This window comes from Simiduia litorea (genome assembly GCF_042853465.1).
GTDB classification, from domain to species: domain Bacteria; phylum Pseudomonadota; class Gammaproteobacteria; order Pseudomonadales; family Cellvibrionaceae; genus Simiduia; species Simiduia litorea.
The window spans coordinates 1,060,425-1,074,525 of record NZ_AP031497.1 but is presented as its reverse complement, the minus strand read 5'-3'; the positions used below and the strand labels follow the sequence as shown (position 1 = coordinate 1,074,525).

Genomic DNA, 14,101 nt, shown 5'->3' with positions numbered 1-14,101 from the left:
TTCATCAAACCAAGATAATGTCGTATTGTTCTTGGCTATACAGTGTTTCCACCTGAAACTTCACTGGCCGCCCGATAAACTCCTCTAAGTCTGCGACATTTGCGGACTCCTCATCGAGCAATCGATCAATAACAACCTGTGCGCCGAGCACCAAAAAACTTTCGTTCTCGTAAGATCGAGCCTCCCGTAGAATTTCTCGAAACAACTCAAAACACACAGTTTCTACAGATTTTAACTGCCCTCGTCCCTGACAAACGGGACAAGGCGCGCACATAACCTGACCTAAAGACTCGCGCGTACGCTTGCGTGTCATTTCTACCAAGCCAAGTTCTGACACCCCAGTGATACTTGTTTTGGCGTTATCGCGCTCCATCATTTTTTCAAGGGTTCTCAAAACCTGACGCTGATGTTCCTTATCTTGCATGTCGATAAAGTCAAGAATAATGATGCCGCCCAAATTTCGTAAGCGCAGCTGCCGGGCAATCATGGTTGCCGCTTCAAGGTTGGTTTTGAAGATTGTCTCTTCTAAATTACGATGACCGACAAAAGCGCCAGTATTCACGTCGACGGTGGTCATCGCTTCAGTTTGCTCAATTAACAGATAGCCACCCGACTTCAACGGCACTTTGGTTTCAAGTGCACGCTCAATTTCGTCTTCGACCCCGTATAGGTCAAACAGTGGACGCTCGCCCGGATAATGCTCCAACAGGCTCGCAATTTCCGGCGAATATTGATGAGCAAATTCATTCATGCGAGCATAAACTTCACGCGAATCAACTCGGATTTTTTCTAAATTAGGTTTTACCAAATCGCGCAAAGTACGCAAAAACAATGGCAAATCCTCATGCAAAACAGAGGGCACTGCTGCTGCAGAAATAGCACCACTCAAATTATCCCAAAGCCGGTAAAGAAAAGGCACATCCGCCATAATTTCAGCTTCTGTGGCGAGTTCAGCAACGGTTCGCACAATAAAACCACCTCGCCCTACGCCATTATTTTCCGTGATGGCGCGCTCAACCAACTGCTTTAACCGCTCCCTCTCTGCCTCTTCTTCAATGCGAGTGGAGATACCAATATGTTCTGTTTTAGGCATGTACACGAGATAGCGCGAGGAAAGCGAGAGATGAGTGGTTAATCTAGCGCCCTTGGTGCCGATGGCATCTTTAGTAACTTGCACGACTAAAGTTTGCCCCTCGTGCACTAGGCTTCGAATATCAGGTACTTCGACTTGCCGCGCCTCCATGCCATTTTCATCCAATGGCGCTATATCGGCGGCATGAATAAAACCGGCACGCTCAAGACCGATATTAATAAATGCCGCCTGCATTCCCGGCAGCACGCGCACAACTTTACCTTTGTAAATATTGCCAACTAAACCTCTACGCTGTGGGCGCTCAATGTAAACTTCCTGCAGCACACCATTTTCTACTAAAGCAACACGCGTTTCGGTTGGGGCCACATTAATTAACAACTCTTCACTCATGGTTTAGCCCAAGGCCCTATTTTTTGTGGATTGACACCAATAGGTTATATCAAACTGATCAAACATCGGTATCAGCTTCTCTATCGGTAACCCGACTACCCCAGAGTAACTACCAGAAATACGTTTAACGAAAGCTGCCCCCATTCCTTGAATAGCGTATCCGCCCGCTTTATCAAGACCTTCGCCGGTAAGCCAGTATTTATCGATCATGTCGTCTGTCAGCGCGATGAATTGAACCTGCGTTACCGAAAGCTCAAGCGCCGTTACTTCACCGTTATACATACAAACACTGGTTAAAACCTCGTGGCTGCGGCCAGATAAACGCCGCCACATGGACTTAGCATGCGCCTCTGATTCAGGTTTTTCCAAAATTTGCTCGTCGCAAACAACCACCGTGTCAGCGCCCAGCACGACGGCGGCATTCTGACGACCATAACCGGCGTGCGCCTTTGCTTCCGCTAAGCGACACACATAAGCGGCAGGTAATTCATTGACGAGGGGGACTTCTTCAACATCGACAGATATCTGGGTAAAGTTCACGCCCAGTTGCAGTAGTATCTCCCTGCGCCGAGGAGACTGAGACGCTAAAACCAGCGGTAGCTTAACCATACATCTTCCTTGGCGATAGAACCACAATCCTCACATTATATCCTTAACCTAGAGCGAGTAATCCTAAACCTAGGGCTACTCGCTCTATCCGAGCAAATATCCATGGACAGGAAAGCGAGCTAAGTGACCTTGTAACGCCGGCGCAACCATTGTTGCGAGCGATGGACGGCTGGCCAACACAAAGCGCTGGTCAGCGCCGGCAGGAGAAAATCTAACCCGGTATATTCATGGCCGGAGAGTGAGTTGACCCAATTGCCGATGACCTGCTGCATACCCACTAGGACAAACAGCCAACCGGCTTGCTGCCAAGGCGCGTAGTTGCGAAGGCGTTGATAAGACAAGAGACAAACATAACCAATAAGTACCAGTGAGAGTGCATGAAAACCCAGCATGCCGCCCTCGACAATATCCTGCAACAAGCCGACAAAACACAGGGCGACCAAGCCCACGCGGTAGGGCAAAGCAAGTACCCAATAGGTGCATAGCAACACGATCCAGGCGGGTCTGTAAGCGCTCCAACTGCCCATGGGCCAAACCGCCAAAAGCAAGCCAATGGCCAGCATCAGCGGGAGAATCCACAAATTATTGGGCTTGGGTGCCTGCACGACTTGTCTCGTTATCAAATACCAGCAGTACATGTCGACTGCGATTGAGCTGTGCCTTAGGTACGGCGATAACATCGGCAAAGGGCTTGCCAGGCTCCATGGTCACCGACACCACCTCGGCCACCGGATAGCCCACGGGGAAGCGCCGCCCCAGGCCAGATGACACTAGCAGATCACCAGCTCGAATATCCACCGTGCTCGATAAATGGCGTAACTTTAACGAATACAAGTCGCCCACCCCCTCGGCAATGGCCCGCACGCCGTTACGGTTAACTTGCACCGGCAAGGCGTGAGTGGGATCGGTAATGAGCATGACACGACTGGTCACCGCGGTAATATCTATCACCTGGCCCATCAAACCATTGGCATCGAGCAAGGGCTGACCAACATAGACGCCATCGTCACTGCCTTTATTAACGACGACGATATGAGACTGAGGATTGGGCGAGACACCGATGAGTTCGGCAACTAGAACGCGGTCTTCGATTAAATCTGCCGAGTTTAACAGTTGGCGCAATCGCACGTTTTCAGCGGCTAACGAGGCCATTTGCTGGGTCTTGCGCTTGAGCACTAAGACCTCCCCTTTTAGGGCAGCATTTTGTTGCTCGAGCTCTTCGCGCGAGCTCATGCTGTCATCCAGCCACTCACCGAGTCGCGAGGGTACGTTAGAGAGCCAATAAAAAGGTGCGGCAATAACGCCTAACTGCTCGCGCGCAGGATCGAGCCACGTGGTATAGCGGTTGATTAATATCAACGCCAACATCGCCGCAATGAGCACACTGGCACGCGATGCTGGGGAGGGCCCTTTGGTAAACAGCGGTTTGATCGTCAAGCCTCCTGTTTACAGGCTTAAGAGGACAGCAGATCGATATTTCGCTTATCCATGAGGTCCATTGCCTTACCGCCACCACGAGCAACGCAAGTCAACGGATCGTCGGCAACAATAACCGGCAAGCCAGTCTCTTCAGAGAGTAAGCGATCGATGTCGCGCAACAAGGCACCGCCACCGGTCAAAACGATACCGCTCTCGGCGATGTCAGATGCCAATTCTGGCGGCGACTGCTCGAGCGCACTTTTCACCGCTTGAACGATACCGGCCAAAGGCTCTTGCAGCGCTTCGAGAATTTCATCGGAATTCAAGGTAAAACTACGCGGCACACCTTCAGCCAAGTTGCGACCGCGCACGTCGATTTCACGCACCTCACTACCGGGGAAAGCACAACCAATTTCTTGCTTAATGCGCTCAGCAGTGGCATCGCCTATCACCGAGCCGTAGTTGCGACGCACATAATTAACAATGGCCTCGTCAAAACGGTCGCCACCAATGCGCACGGAATCAGAGTAGACCACACCATTCAAGGAGATAATGGCAATCTCCGTGGTGCCTCCGCCGATATCTACCACCATAGAGCCGGTGGCTTCTTCCACCCGCAAGCCGGCGCCAATAGCGGCCGCCATGGGCTCTTCAATTAAACGCACTTCGCGCGCACCAGCGCCGATGGCGGACTCGCGAATCGCTCGTTTCTCAACCTCGGTGGATAAACACGGTACGCAGATAAGTACTCTGGGCGACGGCTGAAACCAGCTATTTTCATGCACTTTGCGGATAAAGTGCTGCAGCATTTTTTCGGTAACTTGGAAATCCGCAATCACGCCATCTTTTAAGGGCCGAATAGCGGTGATATTGCCTGGGGTTCGACCCAACATGCGCTTCGCTTCAACGCCGACAGCTTCCACAATTTTGGAACCGTTGTGCTGGCGAATAGCAACCACAGACGGCTCATCGAGGACGATACCGCGTTCGCGTACATAAATAAGTGTATTTGCCGTGCCCAAGTCGATGGACAGGTCGTTAGAAAACATACCGCGCAGGCGTTTAAACATGGGTGGGGCGCACCTTACTGCTGATAAACTGAATTGTTATTGAGGAGTCGGGCCTTGGCGTGAACCACTGTGACGCTTGTTATAGGGTTTTCACCGTATAAATTACACTTCAGGCGCCGTGTGACAGGAATCGCGCAGGTTAATGGCCACTTCGTCCATAATCCACGCACTCTAACAACGGTAGGGATTTTGAGCAAGGCGCAAATATGGTAAGTTTAGCGCCCTTTTTCACAAACTAGTGCCCTTAGACAAACTTTGACCGAAACCACAGGGTCAAATGCTTAAAATTTGCGCGCTCAAGTACGACTACAAGATCCTGACGACGGAGAATTACCATGGCAGTGGATCGATCTGATATTGAAAAGTTGGGCGAACTCGCGCGGCTAGAAATCAGCGAAGCGACAATCGACGAAGTCACCAACCGCTTAGCCAATGTGCTGGCGCTCGTGGACCAGTTACAAGCAGCCGACACCGACAAGGTTGCGCCCATGGCACACCCAATGGATGCCAACCAGCGCTTGCGCGCCGATGTGGTCACCGAAACCAACCAGCGCGACGCCTTCCAAGCAATTGCACCAGCCACAGAAGATGGCCTCTACCTAGTACCCAAGGTTATCGACTGATCGTCGCATTAAGGACAACAACATGCACAACAAAACTATCGCCGAACTGAGTGCGGGCCTGCAATCTAAAGCTTGGTCAAGCGAAGAGCTCACGCGTCATTTTCTAGCGCGCATAAAACGCCTAGACGGCAACTACAACAGTTTTATTACCATCACCGAAGACGTCGCCATCGCACAGGCAAAAGCCGCCGATGCGAGACTCGCCCAAGGTGACACCAACCCACTGTGCGGCGTACCCATTGCGCACAAAGATATTTTTTGCACCAAGGGCATTCGTACCAGCTGCGGCTCGAAAATGCTCGATAATTTCATTTCCCCCTACGATGCAACGGTGGTGGAAAATTACCAAACGGCCGGCGCTGTGATGTTGGGTAAAACCAACATGGACGAATTCGCCATGGGCTCATCGAATGAAACCAGCTTCTACGGCCCGGTAAAAAACCCGTGGGATGTTAACTGTGTTCCCGGTGGTTCGTCCGGTGGTTCCGCTGCAGCCGTCGCCGCGCGCCTAGCCCCGGCCGCAACAGCAACCGACACCGGCGGTTCGATTCGCCAGCCTGCGGCCCTGTGTGGCCTAACCGGCTTAAAGCCCACCTATGGCCGCGTATCTCGCTGGGGCATGATTGCCTTCGCATCCAGCCTCGATCAAGCTGGGCCGCTAACGCGCACCGCCGAAGACGCCGCGTTAATGATGAATGCCATGGCATCTTTCGATCCAAAAGATTCAACCAACATCGACCGCGAGGTACCCGATTACAGCGCCCATTTAAACGACTCACTTGACGGTTTAACCTTGGGTGTACCAAAAGAATATTTCGGCGAAGGTTTAGACGCTGGCACGCAAAAAGCGGTAGAGGCGGCGATCAAACAATATCAAGCCATGGGCGCAAAAGTTAAAGAGATTAGCTTGCCGCACTCCGCCTTAGCGGTTCCGGCTTATTATGTGATCGCGCCTGCGGAATGCTCAGCCAACTTGTCGCGCTTCGACGGAGTTCGCTACGGCTACCGCTGCGAGAACCCAAGCGACTTATCCGACCTGTACAAGCGCTCGCGCGGCGAAGCCTTTGGTGAAGAAGTACAGCGCCGTATTTTGATTGGCACCTACTGCCTGTCTGCCGGATACTACGACGCCTACTACCGCAAGGCACAAAAGGTTCGCCGCCTCATCAAACAAGATTTTGTCGACGCGTTTAAAGAAGTGGATCTCGTGGTTGGCCCCACCTCGCCATCACCGGCCTTTGCCTTTGGCGCCAAAGGTGCAGACCCGATTGCCATGTACCTAGAAGATATCTACACCATCGCCACCAATTTAGCCGGGCTACCGGGCATGTCTATCCCCTGTGGTCTAGTGGATAACAAACCCGTTGGCCTTCAGCTCATTGGCAATTATTTTGAAGAGGCGCGCATGCTCAATGCCGCGCACAAATTCCAACAGGCGACCAATTTTCACCAACTGGCGCCGCAAGGCATCGAATAGGCCATATTTTTAAGGAGTCATCCCTATGCAATGGGAAACGGTTATCGGCCTAGAAGTGCATGTGCAACTGGCCACAGCAACAAAAATATTTTCCGGCGCCAGCACGGCGTTCGGCGCTGAGCCGAACACACAAGCTTGCGCTATCGATCTCGCCATGCCGGGCACGCTGCCCGTAGTAAACCAGCAAGCCTACCGCTATGCCACCATGTTTGGCTTGGCAATCAATGCGGACATCGGCAAACGTTCATTTTTTGAGCGCAAAAATTATTTTTACCCCGACCTACCCAAGGGCTATCAAACCACGCAGCTGGAAGCCCCCATTGTTGGCGCCGGCGTCGTTGAGATCGAATTGAGCGGTGGACGCACAAAGCAGGTGCGAATCCACCATGCGCACCTAGAAGAGGATGCGGGTAAATCTCTGCACGAAGACTACCACGGCATGAGCGGTATCGATTTGAACCGCGCCGGCACACCACTGATTGAGATTGTCTCCGAGCCCGACATGCGCAATGCCGAAGAGGCTGTAGCCTTTGCGAAAAAATTACACTCTATCGTAACTTCGCTCGGCATTTGCGATGGCGAGATGTCACAGGGCTCCATGCGCTTCGATGTCAATATTTCTGTGCGACCTCTGGGCGAGGAAAAACTGGGCACGCGCACCGAAACAAAGAACTTAAACTCCTTCCGCTTCATGGAGGAAGCCATTAAATTAGAAGTCGAGCGTCAAATCGATCTAATCGAAGATGGCGGCACTGTGCGACAAGAAACGCGCCTGTATAACGGCGAACGCAAAGAGGCTCGCTCCATGCGTTCAAAGGAAGAAGCGAACGACTACCGCTACTTCCCCTGCCCCGATCTACTGCCCGTCATCCTCGACGACGACTACATCGAGTCAGTGCGAGCCAGCCTGCCCGAACTACCCAACGCACGTCGAGCACGCTTTATTGAGAGCTACCAGCTATCCGATTACGATGCCGCACAATTGGCCGACGATCTAACGACAGCCCAGTTCTTTGAAAAAGCAGTACTCGCCTCTGGCGAAGCGAAACTGTCTGCCAACTGGATCATGGGCGAATTAGCGGCGCGTTTGAACGCAGACGACTTGAGCCTTTCTGCCAGCCCCGTTAGCGCTGAGCAGTTAGGCGGTATGATTGCGCGCATTAAAGACGGCACCATCTCCAGCAAGCAAGCCAAGGACGTTTTCGATGGCCTCTGGGCCGGCGAAGGCGACGCCGATACTATTATCGACGCGCGTGGGCTCAAGCAGGTATCGGATACCGGTGCCCTCGAAGCCATGGCCGATGACATTATTGCAGCAAGCCCGAAACAAGTAGAAAACTACCGTGCAGCTGACCCAGACAAGCGACCTAAAATGCTCGGTTTCTTCGTTGGCCAGATCATGAAAGCGTCAAAGGGACAGGCAAACCCTCAAGCGATCAATGACATTCTGCTGAAGAAGCTCAACGCACTCCTTTAAACGTCACATCAACAACGACTGAGTGCAGCCCACGGCTGCACAGCAACAGGTTCATAAATATGTCTCTCAAAAAAGATAAACAAAAAGTTCTCGGCGAAGTATTTAGCGACGAGCAAGTAAAAACCTTTTTAGATGTCACACCGCCAGCTGGGGTAGACGCCGACTTTCACTGTCTAGAAAAAGCCTACCGCGGTATGGTTGCGGAAAATTTCGCAACTTTCGTTGGTTTTTTTCTCGAGGCAGGCAGAAATATCGACGCCAAAAACAGCGAAGGGCAAACACTGCTTACCTTGGCCAAGCAACACCGCCAAGGTAGTGACTATGCTGCCATCCTGACCGAAGCCGGCGCACACTAAGTACTATCACAAGGGATTTACATGTTCGCATTGAATGGCAACCCAACCTCAGGCCCAGCCGCTCTCTCGCTGGGTCTCAAGCTCATTCTGCAGCCAGAATTGCGGGTGTTTATTTTAGTGCCGATGATCATTAACGTGGTTTTATTCTTTGTGGTAACCGCTTGGCTGTTAAGCGAGTTTGGCCTACTGATGGACGGCATGATGAGCTATCTGCCCGGCTGGCTTAGTTTCTTAGGCAGTATTCTTTGGCTGTTTGCAGCCTTTCTAGTGATATTTGTCTATGGCTACAGCTTTAGCATTATCACTAATTTAATTGCCGCGCCGTTCAACGGTATCCTTGCAGAAAAAATAGAAGAGAAATTAACCGGTATTGCTCCACCCGCAGAGCCACTGCACCAAATGATCCCAAGAACGCTGTTACGTGAACTGTTGAAGTTGTGGTATTTCATTTCGCGCGGTTTCTTGGTACTACTACTTATGTTCGTATTAGCATTTATCCCAATCGTGAACTTACTAGCGCCCATTATTGGCGTACTTTGGGGTGCCTGGTGTATGTCGATCCAATATGTTGACTATGCCTCTGACAACCACAAAACACCCTTTAAAACGCTACGCGCTCAACTCGGCAGCCAAACACTGGGTAGCTACAGTTTTGGTGGCCTCGTTATGTTCGGCAACATGGTACCGGTATTGAATATATTCGTGATGCCGATAGCCGTTGCCGGCGCTACCGTATTCTGGTTAAGAGACATTCAGGGTAAACCCTTAGACCCCTCGAGACTGTTGAGTTCTTGAAGCTCGATGGATTGACACTTAAACATTGTCGTCATCTTCATCGTCGTCGCCCACCACGAGGTTTCGACCTGCGTCTTTGGCACGGAACAGAAACCTGTCGGCGACTGCGAGCTGCTCATCCAAATTACCGCAAAGCTGATTGGTCACACCCGCACTAAAGCTGATATAAAGCTCGGTACCATCCGCCAATATGACTGGGCGAGACGCGAGCATTTGACGCAATTGTGAAATCAACGATTGCGCCTGATCGTTATCTAAACCCGGCAATAAGACAAAAAATTCTTCACCACCTGCTCGAGCCACCAGAAAGCGGTTGAGCTTGGTATTCAATAGACTCGCCACCTCAACTAACACTTGGTCACCGGCTTCATGGCCGTAAGAGTCATTAATCTTTTTAAAATGATCCAGATCGATGAGCACGACGGCAAGTTGGGATTGATTCTGTATGGCTTCCCGATGAATAGGTTCGGCATGGTCGAAAAAGTAGCGCCGATTCCAGGCGCCCGTCAGATAATCCTTAAACGCTGCCGCACGAATCTGCTGTATTAGTTCGAGGGATTCCACATTGTGCCTAACTCGACAAGTAAACTCTTCGTAGTTGAAGGGTTTATGTAAAAAATCATTTGCACCATTTTTAATAAACTGCGCCGATAACGATTTCTCTCCCCGGCCCGACAACCCAATAATCACTAGGTCGCTTTTCTCATACTTATAGCGAATGTTTTTAACTAACTCTATGCCGTCCATCATGGGCATGTTGAAGTCAGTTATCACCAGCTTAATATCCTCGTGCGCCAGTAACAATTTAATAGCCTCAACGCCATTAGATGCGGTTAAAACGACAAACTGCTGGCGCTTTAATAGCTCAGAAATATATCGTCGAGAAGTCTCTGAATCATCGACGACGAGAACCGTCGTCGCCTGATTGTGGGCAAGCCGGTGTACAACACCGATGGCATATTCATAAGAATACCGACCCTCTTTCACCACATAATCGACAATTCCTTTGGCCAATATTTTCTCGCGTCGCTGTTCATCATAACTGCCGGTTAGCACAATGGTGGGTATACCTTCGGCCAAAATTAAATCAACCACTTCACCGTCAGGCGCATCCGGTAAATTTAAATCGGCCAATGCCGCAAACAACTGCCCATTATTACGAGCTAACTGCTCCTTAGCCTCAGCAAGGCTGGAGGCGTAAACCGCCTCCAAACCACTATCGAGTTTAACAACATGCCGTACAACCTTAGTGACGAGCTGACTGTCTTCAACCACTAATATACGTTTCATGGTGTTCCGTCCTAAACATTTTCGCAAAGATGCCTATCAGTCTAGACCGGAAATAAAAAACCCGGCGGCTGCCGGGTTGATTAATGCGTTATCGGGATCGGTGCCCGCTTGAGCGATGCCCACCAGATCTGCTTCCACCACCTCTGGACGAGCTGCCAGAGCGACCACCACTGGAAGGCCTGGGGCCTCTCGAGCGCTTTGCCGGCGGCAGTAAAGCCGGGGTGGGTGCCAACAAGACTTCAGGTGGTTGCTCGCACTTCAAGGGCGCACCTAGCAAATCACCAATAGGCATCAACCGAAAGGCATCGTCCTCGCAGGCAAAGCTGATAGATGTACCATGACTACCGGCGCGGCCAGTTCGACCAATGCGATGCACGTAATCCTCAGGCTCTTCGGGCAAGGTGAAATTGACCACATGACTGATGCCACTAATATGGATACCTCGGCCAGCAACATCGGTTGCCACTAACACTTTTATTCTGCCGGTTTTAAAGTCATCGAGTGTTTTAACACGCTTATTTTGTGCGACCTCACCGGATAACAAGCCAGCTTTAAAGCCATGGGCAATTAACTGCTCGTGTAAACGCCGACATTCATCTCTGCGATTGGCAAACACAATCAAGCTTTCTACGTTATCTTGATTCAACAAATTATAGAGCAGCGTGTACTTTTCTTCCGTGCTGGCAAGATAGACAAATTGCTCGACGGTATCGGTAGCCACCGATTCGGGCTCAATCTCAATACGCACGGGATCGACCGTCCACTGCTCCGCCAAGCTCAACACGTCGTCGGTAAAGGTGGCAGAGAATAGCAGCGTTTGGCGCTGCGATTTCTGCGGTGTCTGGCGAATAATTCTGCGCACTTGCGGAATAAAGCCCATGTCCAACATGCGATCGGCTTCATCGAGCACCAGAATTTCGACATGATCCAAATAACAATCGCGGTTACCAGTAAAATCAATCAGACGGCCGGGCGTCGCCACCAAAATATCGACCAACTCTCCATGCAAGCGCTGCTGTTGCTTGCCGTAATCCATGCCACCAACCAAGGTGTGTACGGTTAAGTCCGTGTACTTGGTTAGCAACTTGGCATCATCGGCAATTTGAATTACCAATTCGCGCGTCGGCGCAATAATCAGCGCGCGCGCCTCGCCGGCAAAACGCTCACCCTGAATCGGGTTATTCATCAGCTCATCAATGATAGCGATTAAAAAGGCGGCCGTTTTACCCGTGCCTGTTTGCGCCTTGCCCACTAAATCATCGCCATTCAGCGCATAAGGCAAGGATTGCGCCTGTATAGGGGATGCGTACTCAAAACCGAGGTCAGCGATGGCGTGCATCAACGGTAGAGGAAGATCTAAGTCGTGGAAGCGTGTTTTATCGGCAACCTTGGCAACCTTAAACGCTGATATATCCCAGTTATCAGCGGCCTTTGGCTCTTGAGGGGCGTCTTTTGCTGGAGCGTTATCGCGTTTTGCCCCTCGGCCACGACCACCCTGACGATGACCACTATGCTTAGCTCGAGAGTCACTTGCACCTTTAGCGTCGGGTTTTTCTGGCCTCGGGACTCGACTTGGCTGTTTACTGTCTGAACTGCGATTTTGCCTGACTTCTTGCTTGCCTTCACTGGGCTTGGGGGCTGAATGCTGGCCACCCACTAAGTTTTTTATAAATTTGACGATCAATGTGGAATACTCACCGGATTAAGGCGCGGGAGTATAACACGGCAGGCTGAACTGCGTGTATTTTGACCAATCAAAGCCGAAAATTAAGCTAATATTCGTCAATTACGCCCATTTTATAGTTATTGCGCCCACTATTTTTTACTTGATATAGGGCAGAATCCGCCGCCTTAAAAATAGTTCTCAGTGGATTTGGACCGCCCAAGGATTCAGGTAGCGGCTCTCCCGCAAAAAGAGATACCGCGCCGACACTCACCGTTAAATGGCCAAAGGATGAGCCTAGGTGCGCAATTTTTTGCTCGCGGACGGCGGCACAAAGACTCGAGCACAGGGTAGCAACCGCCTCGCGGCTGGCGCCAACAATCACCATTGAAAACTCTTCGCCACCATAGCGAGCAGTGAGCGCCTCTAGGTTTGGCTGGAAAGATTGAAGCAGCTGAGCGACTTGACTCAACACGCGATCGCCTGCGGCATGCCCGTAGTTGTCGTTATATTTTTTGAAGAAATCGATATCGATTAATATCAAGCTATAGGTAGCGCGTTGAGCTTTAGCTTTTTCCCAAGATTCATCCATAAACTGATCAAGGTAGCGCCGATTAGCCAAGCCTGTTAAGCCGTCTGAAATGGAAGCCAAGTGTAGCTTAGCGTGCTTTTTTCTCGCTAAATCCTGCTGTCGGCAAACTTCATCAAGCAGCAAGTTAAATTGGCTGGCCAACTGCTCCAGCTCGCCATAGCTTCTGACCGACAACCGATCCTCATAAGTACCAAATTCTGTAATGTCATCCATTTGCCGCCCAATAGCCGTCAACGGATTGACCAACCAAACTTTCACCACCAGAGCCAAACCTACTATCAACAACAACGCTGCAATAACGCCAACTAAAATTGCCTGAGAAAAGAGCTGATACTCGGGCCCCAGCGGCTCAAACTGAATACTCAACAAATAGACTGGCTCACCATTAATATCCTTCAACAACCAAGCAAGCTGATCGTCGGCATTGCGAAGGCCCTCAGACTGAACCAGCAAATGGCGCCACGAGCTTTCAAGGGATTCCTCGCCTTGAACTAAATATCGCGCCGTCACATCTAGCTTGGTTTGCTCGGCCAGCGATTGAAAATACTGATCGTCCAACCAAGCCCACATCACCAATGTGCCGCGACTTTTTAACTCGTCGTCGCCAAGATTAGTTGGAAATATAGGTGATGCAGAATAAACAAGGGCGCCCTCGCTAGCCCGAACATAGCCCGTACGAGTTTCGAACAGGCCCTGCGCCGGTCTTTGCGGCTCGATATAAAATGCCTGTAGTAGTTGTGCACCGATAATTGGCGGCTCTGTAAGCTGTGAATCGGCACGTGTCTCGTGATCAAAGTGCAAGCCATACTGCCATATCACCTTGCCCTGCGTATCGAGAAATATGACACCATCCAAATCATTATCAATCAAAGTACGCCGATCGAAATTACTTTTGATAAAAGTATCGTTTGGCTGCGTGACAAATTCAAAGGCGTCATTCCACAGCGCATTATCGGCAACCCGGCTCTCATAAACCGCCAGTCGGTGAGATAGAACCTTCTCCACCCGCAATCGGTCCTTACTATCAGCAACTGTTACCAACTGCAACATCACCGGCAGGTTAAAGTAATACCTGACCCCCAATTGCGCAGCTAAAAGGAAGGCAAAGGCGGCGCAACCCAACCAGATCGCTCTTGTTCGCAACAAATAGCCTTGCTGAAAAGTTAATCGCCGCACGCCTACCTCTAATATGAAAGATCTCTTCTCAGTGTAGACGGAATAAGGCACTCGTCAGAATTCGGTAGCAG

13 protein-coding genes are annotated in these 14,101 nt (G+C 50.8%); 5 read left to right on the top strand and 8 right to left on the bottom strand.

Annotation, left to right across the window (positions count from 1 at the left end):
* Nucleotides 1-4: 4 nt before the first annotated feature.
* The 5 genes from rng to ACGHTT_RS04710 form a co-directional block, all read right to left on the bottom strand.
* Complete coding sequence (gene rng / locus ACGHTT_RS04730) at nt 5-1,483, bottom strand: ribonuclease G (protein WP_390593832.1); 1,479 nt, start codon at nt 1,481-1,483, stop codon at nt 5-7.
* A gap of 3 nt (nt 1,484-1,486) precedes the next feature.
* Nucleotides 1,487-2,092: a Maf family protein gene (locus ACGHTT_RS04725; RefSeq protein WP_390593831.1), complete on the bottom strand. Its 606-nt coding sequence runs from the start codon at nt 2,090-2,092 to the stop codon at nt 1,487-1,489.
* A 119-nt stretch (nt 2,093-2,211) separates the two neighbouring features.
* On the bottom strand, nt 2,212-2,697 hold the full coding sequence (gene mreD, locus ACGHTT_RS04720) for a rod shape-determining protein MreD (protein ID WP_390593830.1): 486 nt from the start codon (nt 2,695-2,697) through the stop codon (nt 2,212-2,214).
* Nucleotides 2,675-3,529, bottom strand: a complete 855-nt coding sequence (gene mreC, locus ACGHTT_RS04715; protein WP_390593829.1) for a rod shape-determining protein MreC — start codon at nt 3,527-3,529, stop codon at nt 2,675-2,677. Before mreC ends, mreD begins: the two co-directional genes overlap by 23 nt.
* A 17-nt stretch (nt 3,530-3,546) precedes the next feature.
* Nucleotides 3,547-4,581: a rod shape-determining protein gene (locus ACGHTT_RS04710; RefSeq protein WP_290261460.1), complete on the bottom strand. Its 1,035-nt coding sequence runs from the start codon at nt 4,579-4,581 to the stop codon at nt 3,547-3,549.
* A gap of 335 nt (nt 4,582-4,916) precedes the next feature.
* Between ACGHTT_RS04710 and gatC the strand changes: the two genes are divergently transcribed.
* The 5 genes from gatC to cysZ are packed head-to-tail and all read left to right on the top strand — an operon-like array spanning nt 4,917 to nt 9,309.
* The gene (gene gatC / locus ACGHTT_RS04705; protein ID WP_390593828.1) at nt 4,917-5,204 is read left to right on the top strand and encodes an Asp-tRNA(Asn)/Glu-tRNA(Gln) amidotransferase subunit GatC; all 288 of its coding nucleotides are present in this window, start codon (nt 4,917-4,919) and stop codon (nt 5,202-5,204) included.
* A 22-nt stretch (nt 5,205-5,226) separates the two neighbouring features.
* On the top strand, nt 5,227-6,681 hold the full coding sequence (gatA, locus tag ACGHTT_RS04700; protein ID WP_390593827.1) for an Asp-tRNA(Asn)/Glu-tRNA(Gln) amidotransferase subunit GatA: 1,455 nt from the start codon (nt 5,227-5,229) through the stop codon (nt 6,679-6,681).
* 25 nt (nt 6,682-6,706) lie between these two features.
* A complete protein-coding gene (gatB, locus tag ACGHTT_RS04695; RefSeq protein ID WP_390593825.1) occupies nt 6,707-8,158 on the top strand; it encodes an Asp-tRNA(Asn)/Glu-tRNA(Gln) amidotransferase subunit GatB in 1,452 nt (483 codons plus the stop codon).
* 59 nt (nt 8,159-8,217) lie between these two features.
* Nucleotides 8,218-8,514 (top strand): PA4642 family protein, encoded by a 297-nt coding sequence (locus tag ACGHTT_RS04690; protein ID WP_390593824.1) that lies wholly within the window; start codon nt 8,218-8,220, stop codon nt 8,512-8,514.
* Nucleotides 8,515-8,535: 21 nt separating this feature from the next.
* Nucleotides 8,536-9,309 (top strand): sulfate transporter CysZ, encoded by a 774-nt coding sequence (cysZ, locus tag ACGHTT_RS04685; RefSeq protein WP_390593822.1) that lies wholly within the window; start codon nt 8,536-8,538, stop codon nt 9,307-9,309.
* Nucleotides 9,310-9,327: 18 nt separating this feature from the next.
* Here the strand turns inward: cysZ and ACGHTT_RS04680 are convergent, their stop codons facing one another.
* The 3 genes from ACGHTT_RS04680 to ACGHTT_RS04670 all read right to left on the bottom strand — a co-directional run bounded on the left by ACGHTT_RS04680 (nt 9,328) and on the right by ACGHTT_RS04670 (nt 14,030).
* A complete protein-coding gene (locus tag ACGHTT_RS04680; RefSeq protein WP_390593821.1) occupies nt 9,328-10,599 on the bottom strand; it encodes a diguanylate cyclase in 1,272 nt (423 codons plus the stop codon).
* 88 nt (nt 10,600-10,687) lie between these two features.
* Nucleotides 10,688-12,283 (bottom strand): ATP-dependent RNA helicase RhlB, encoded by a 1,596-nt coding sequence (gene rhlB, locus ACGHTT_RS04675; RefSeq protein WP_390593820.1) that lies wholly within the window; start codon nt 12,281-12,283, stop codon nt 10,688-10,690.
* Between the two features lie 88 nt (nt 12,284-12,371).
* Nucleotides 12,372-14,030, bottom strand: coding sequence for a diguanylate cyclase (locus ACGHTT_RS04670; protein WP_390593819.1), 1,659 nt, complete (start codon nt 14,028-14,030; stop codon nt 12,372-12,374).
* Between the last annotated feature and the right edge of the window lie 71 nt (nt 14,031-14,101).

What these genes read in the sequence shown, in the direction of transcription:
- gatC (WP_390593828.1), top strand. Translation starts at nt 4,917, where the DNA reads ATGGCAGTGGATCGATCTGATATTGAAAAGTTGGGCGAACTCGCGCGG.
- ACGHTT_RS04680 (WP_390593821.1), bottom strand. Translation starts at nt 10,599, where the DNA reads ATGAAACGTATATTAGTGGTTGAAGACAGTCAGCTCGTCACTAAGGTT.
- ACGHTT_RS04690 (WP_390593824.1), top strand. Translation starts at nt 8,218, where the DNA reads ATGTCTCTCAAAAAAGATAAACAAAAAGTTCTCGGCGAAGTATTTAGC.
- gatB (WP_390593825.1), top strand. Translation starts at nt 6,707, where the DNA reads ATGCAATGGGAAACGGTTATCGGCCTAGAAGTGCATGTGCAACTGGCC.
- ACGHTT_RS04725 (WP_390593831.1), bottom strand. Translation starts at nt 2,092, where the DNA reads ATGGTTAAGCTACCGCTGGTTTTAGCGTCTCAGTCTCCTCGGCGCAGG.
- ACGHTT_RS04710 (WP_290261460.1), bottom strand. Translation starts at nt 4,581, where the DNA reads ATGTTTAAACGCCTGCGCGGTATGTTTTCTAACGACCTGTCCATCGAC.
- cysZ (WP_390593822.1), top strand. Translation starts at nt 8,536, where the DNA reads ATGTTCGCATTGAATGGCAACCCAACCTCAGGCCCAGCCGCTCTCTCG.
- gatA (WP_390593827.1), top strand. Translation starts at nt 5,227, where the DNA reads ATGCACAACAAAACTATCGCCGAACTGAGTGCGGGCCTGCAATCTAAA.
- rng (WP_390593832.1), bottom strand. Translation starts at nt 1,483, where the DNA reads ATGAGTGAAGAGTTGTTAATTAATGTGGCCCCAACCGAAACGCGTGTT.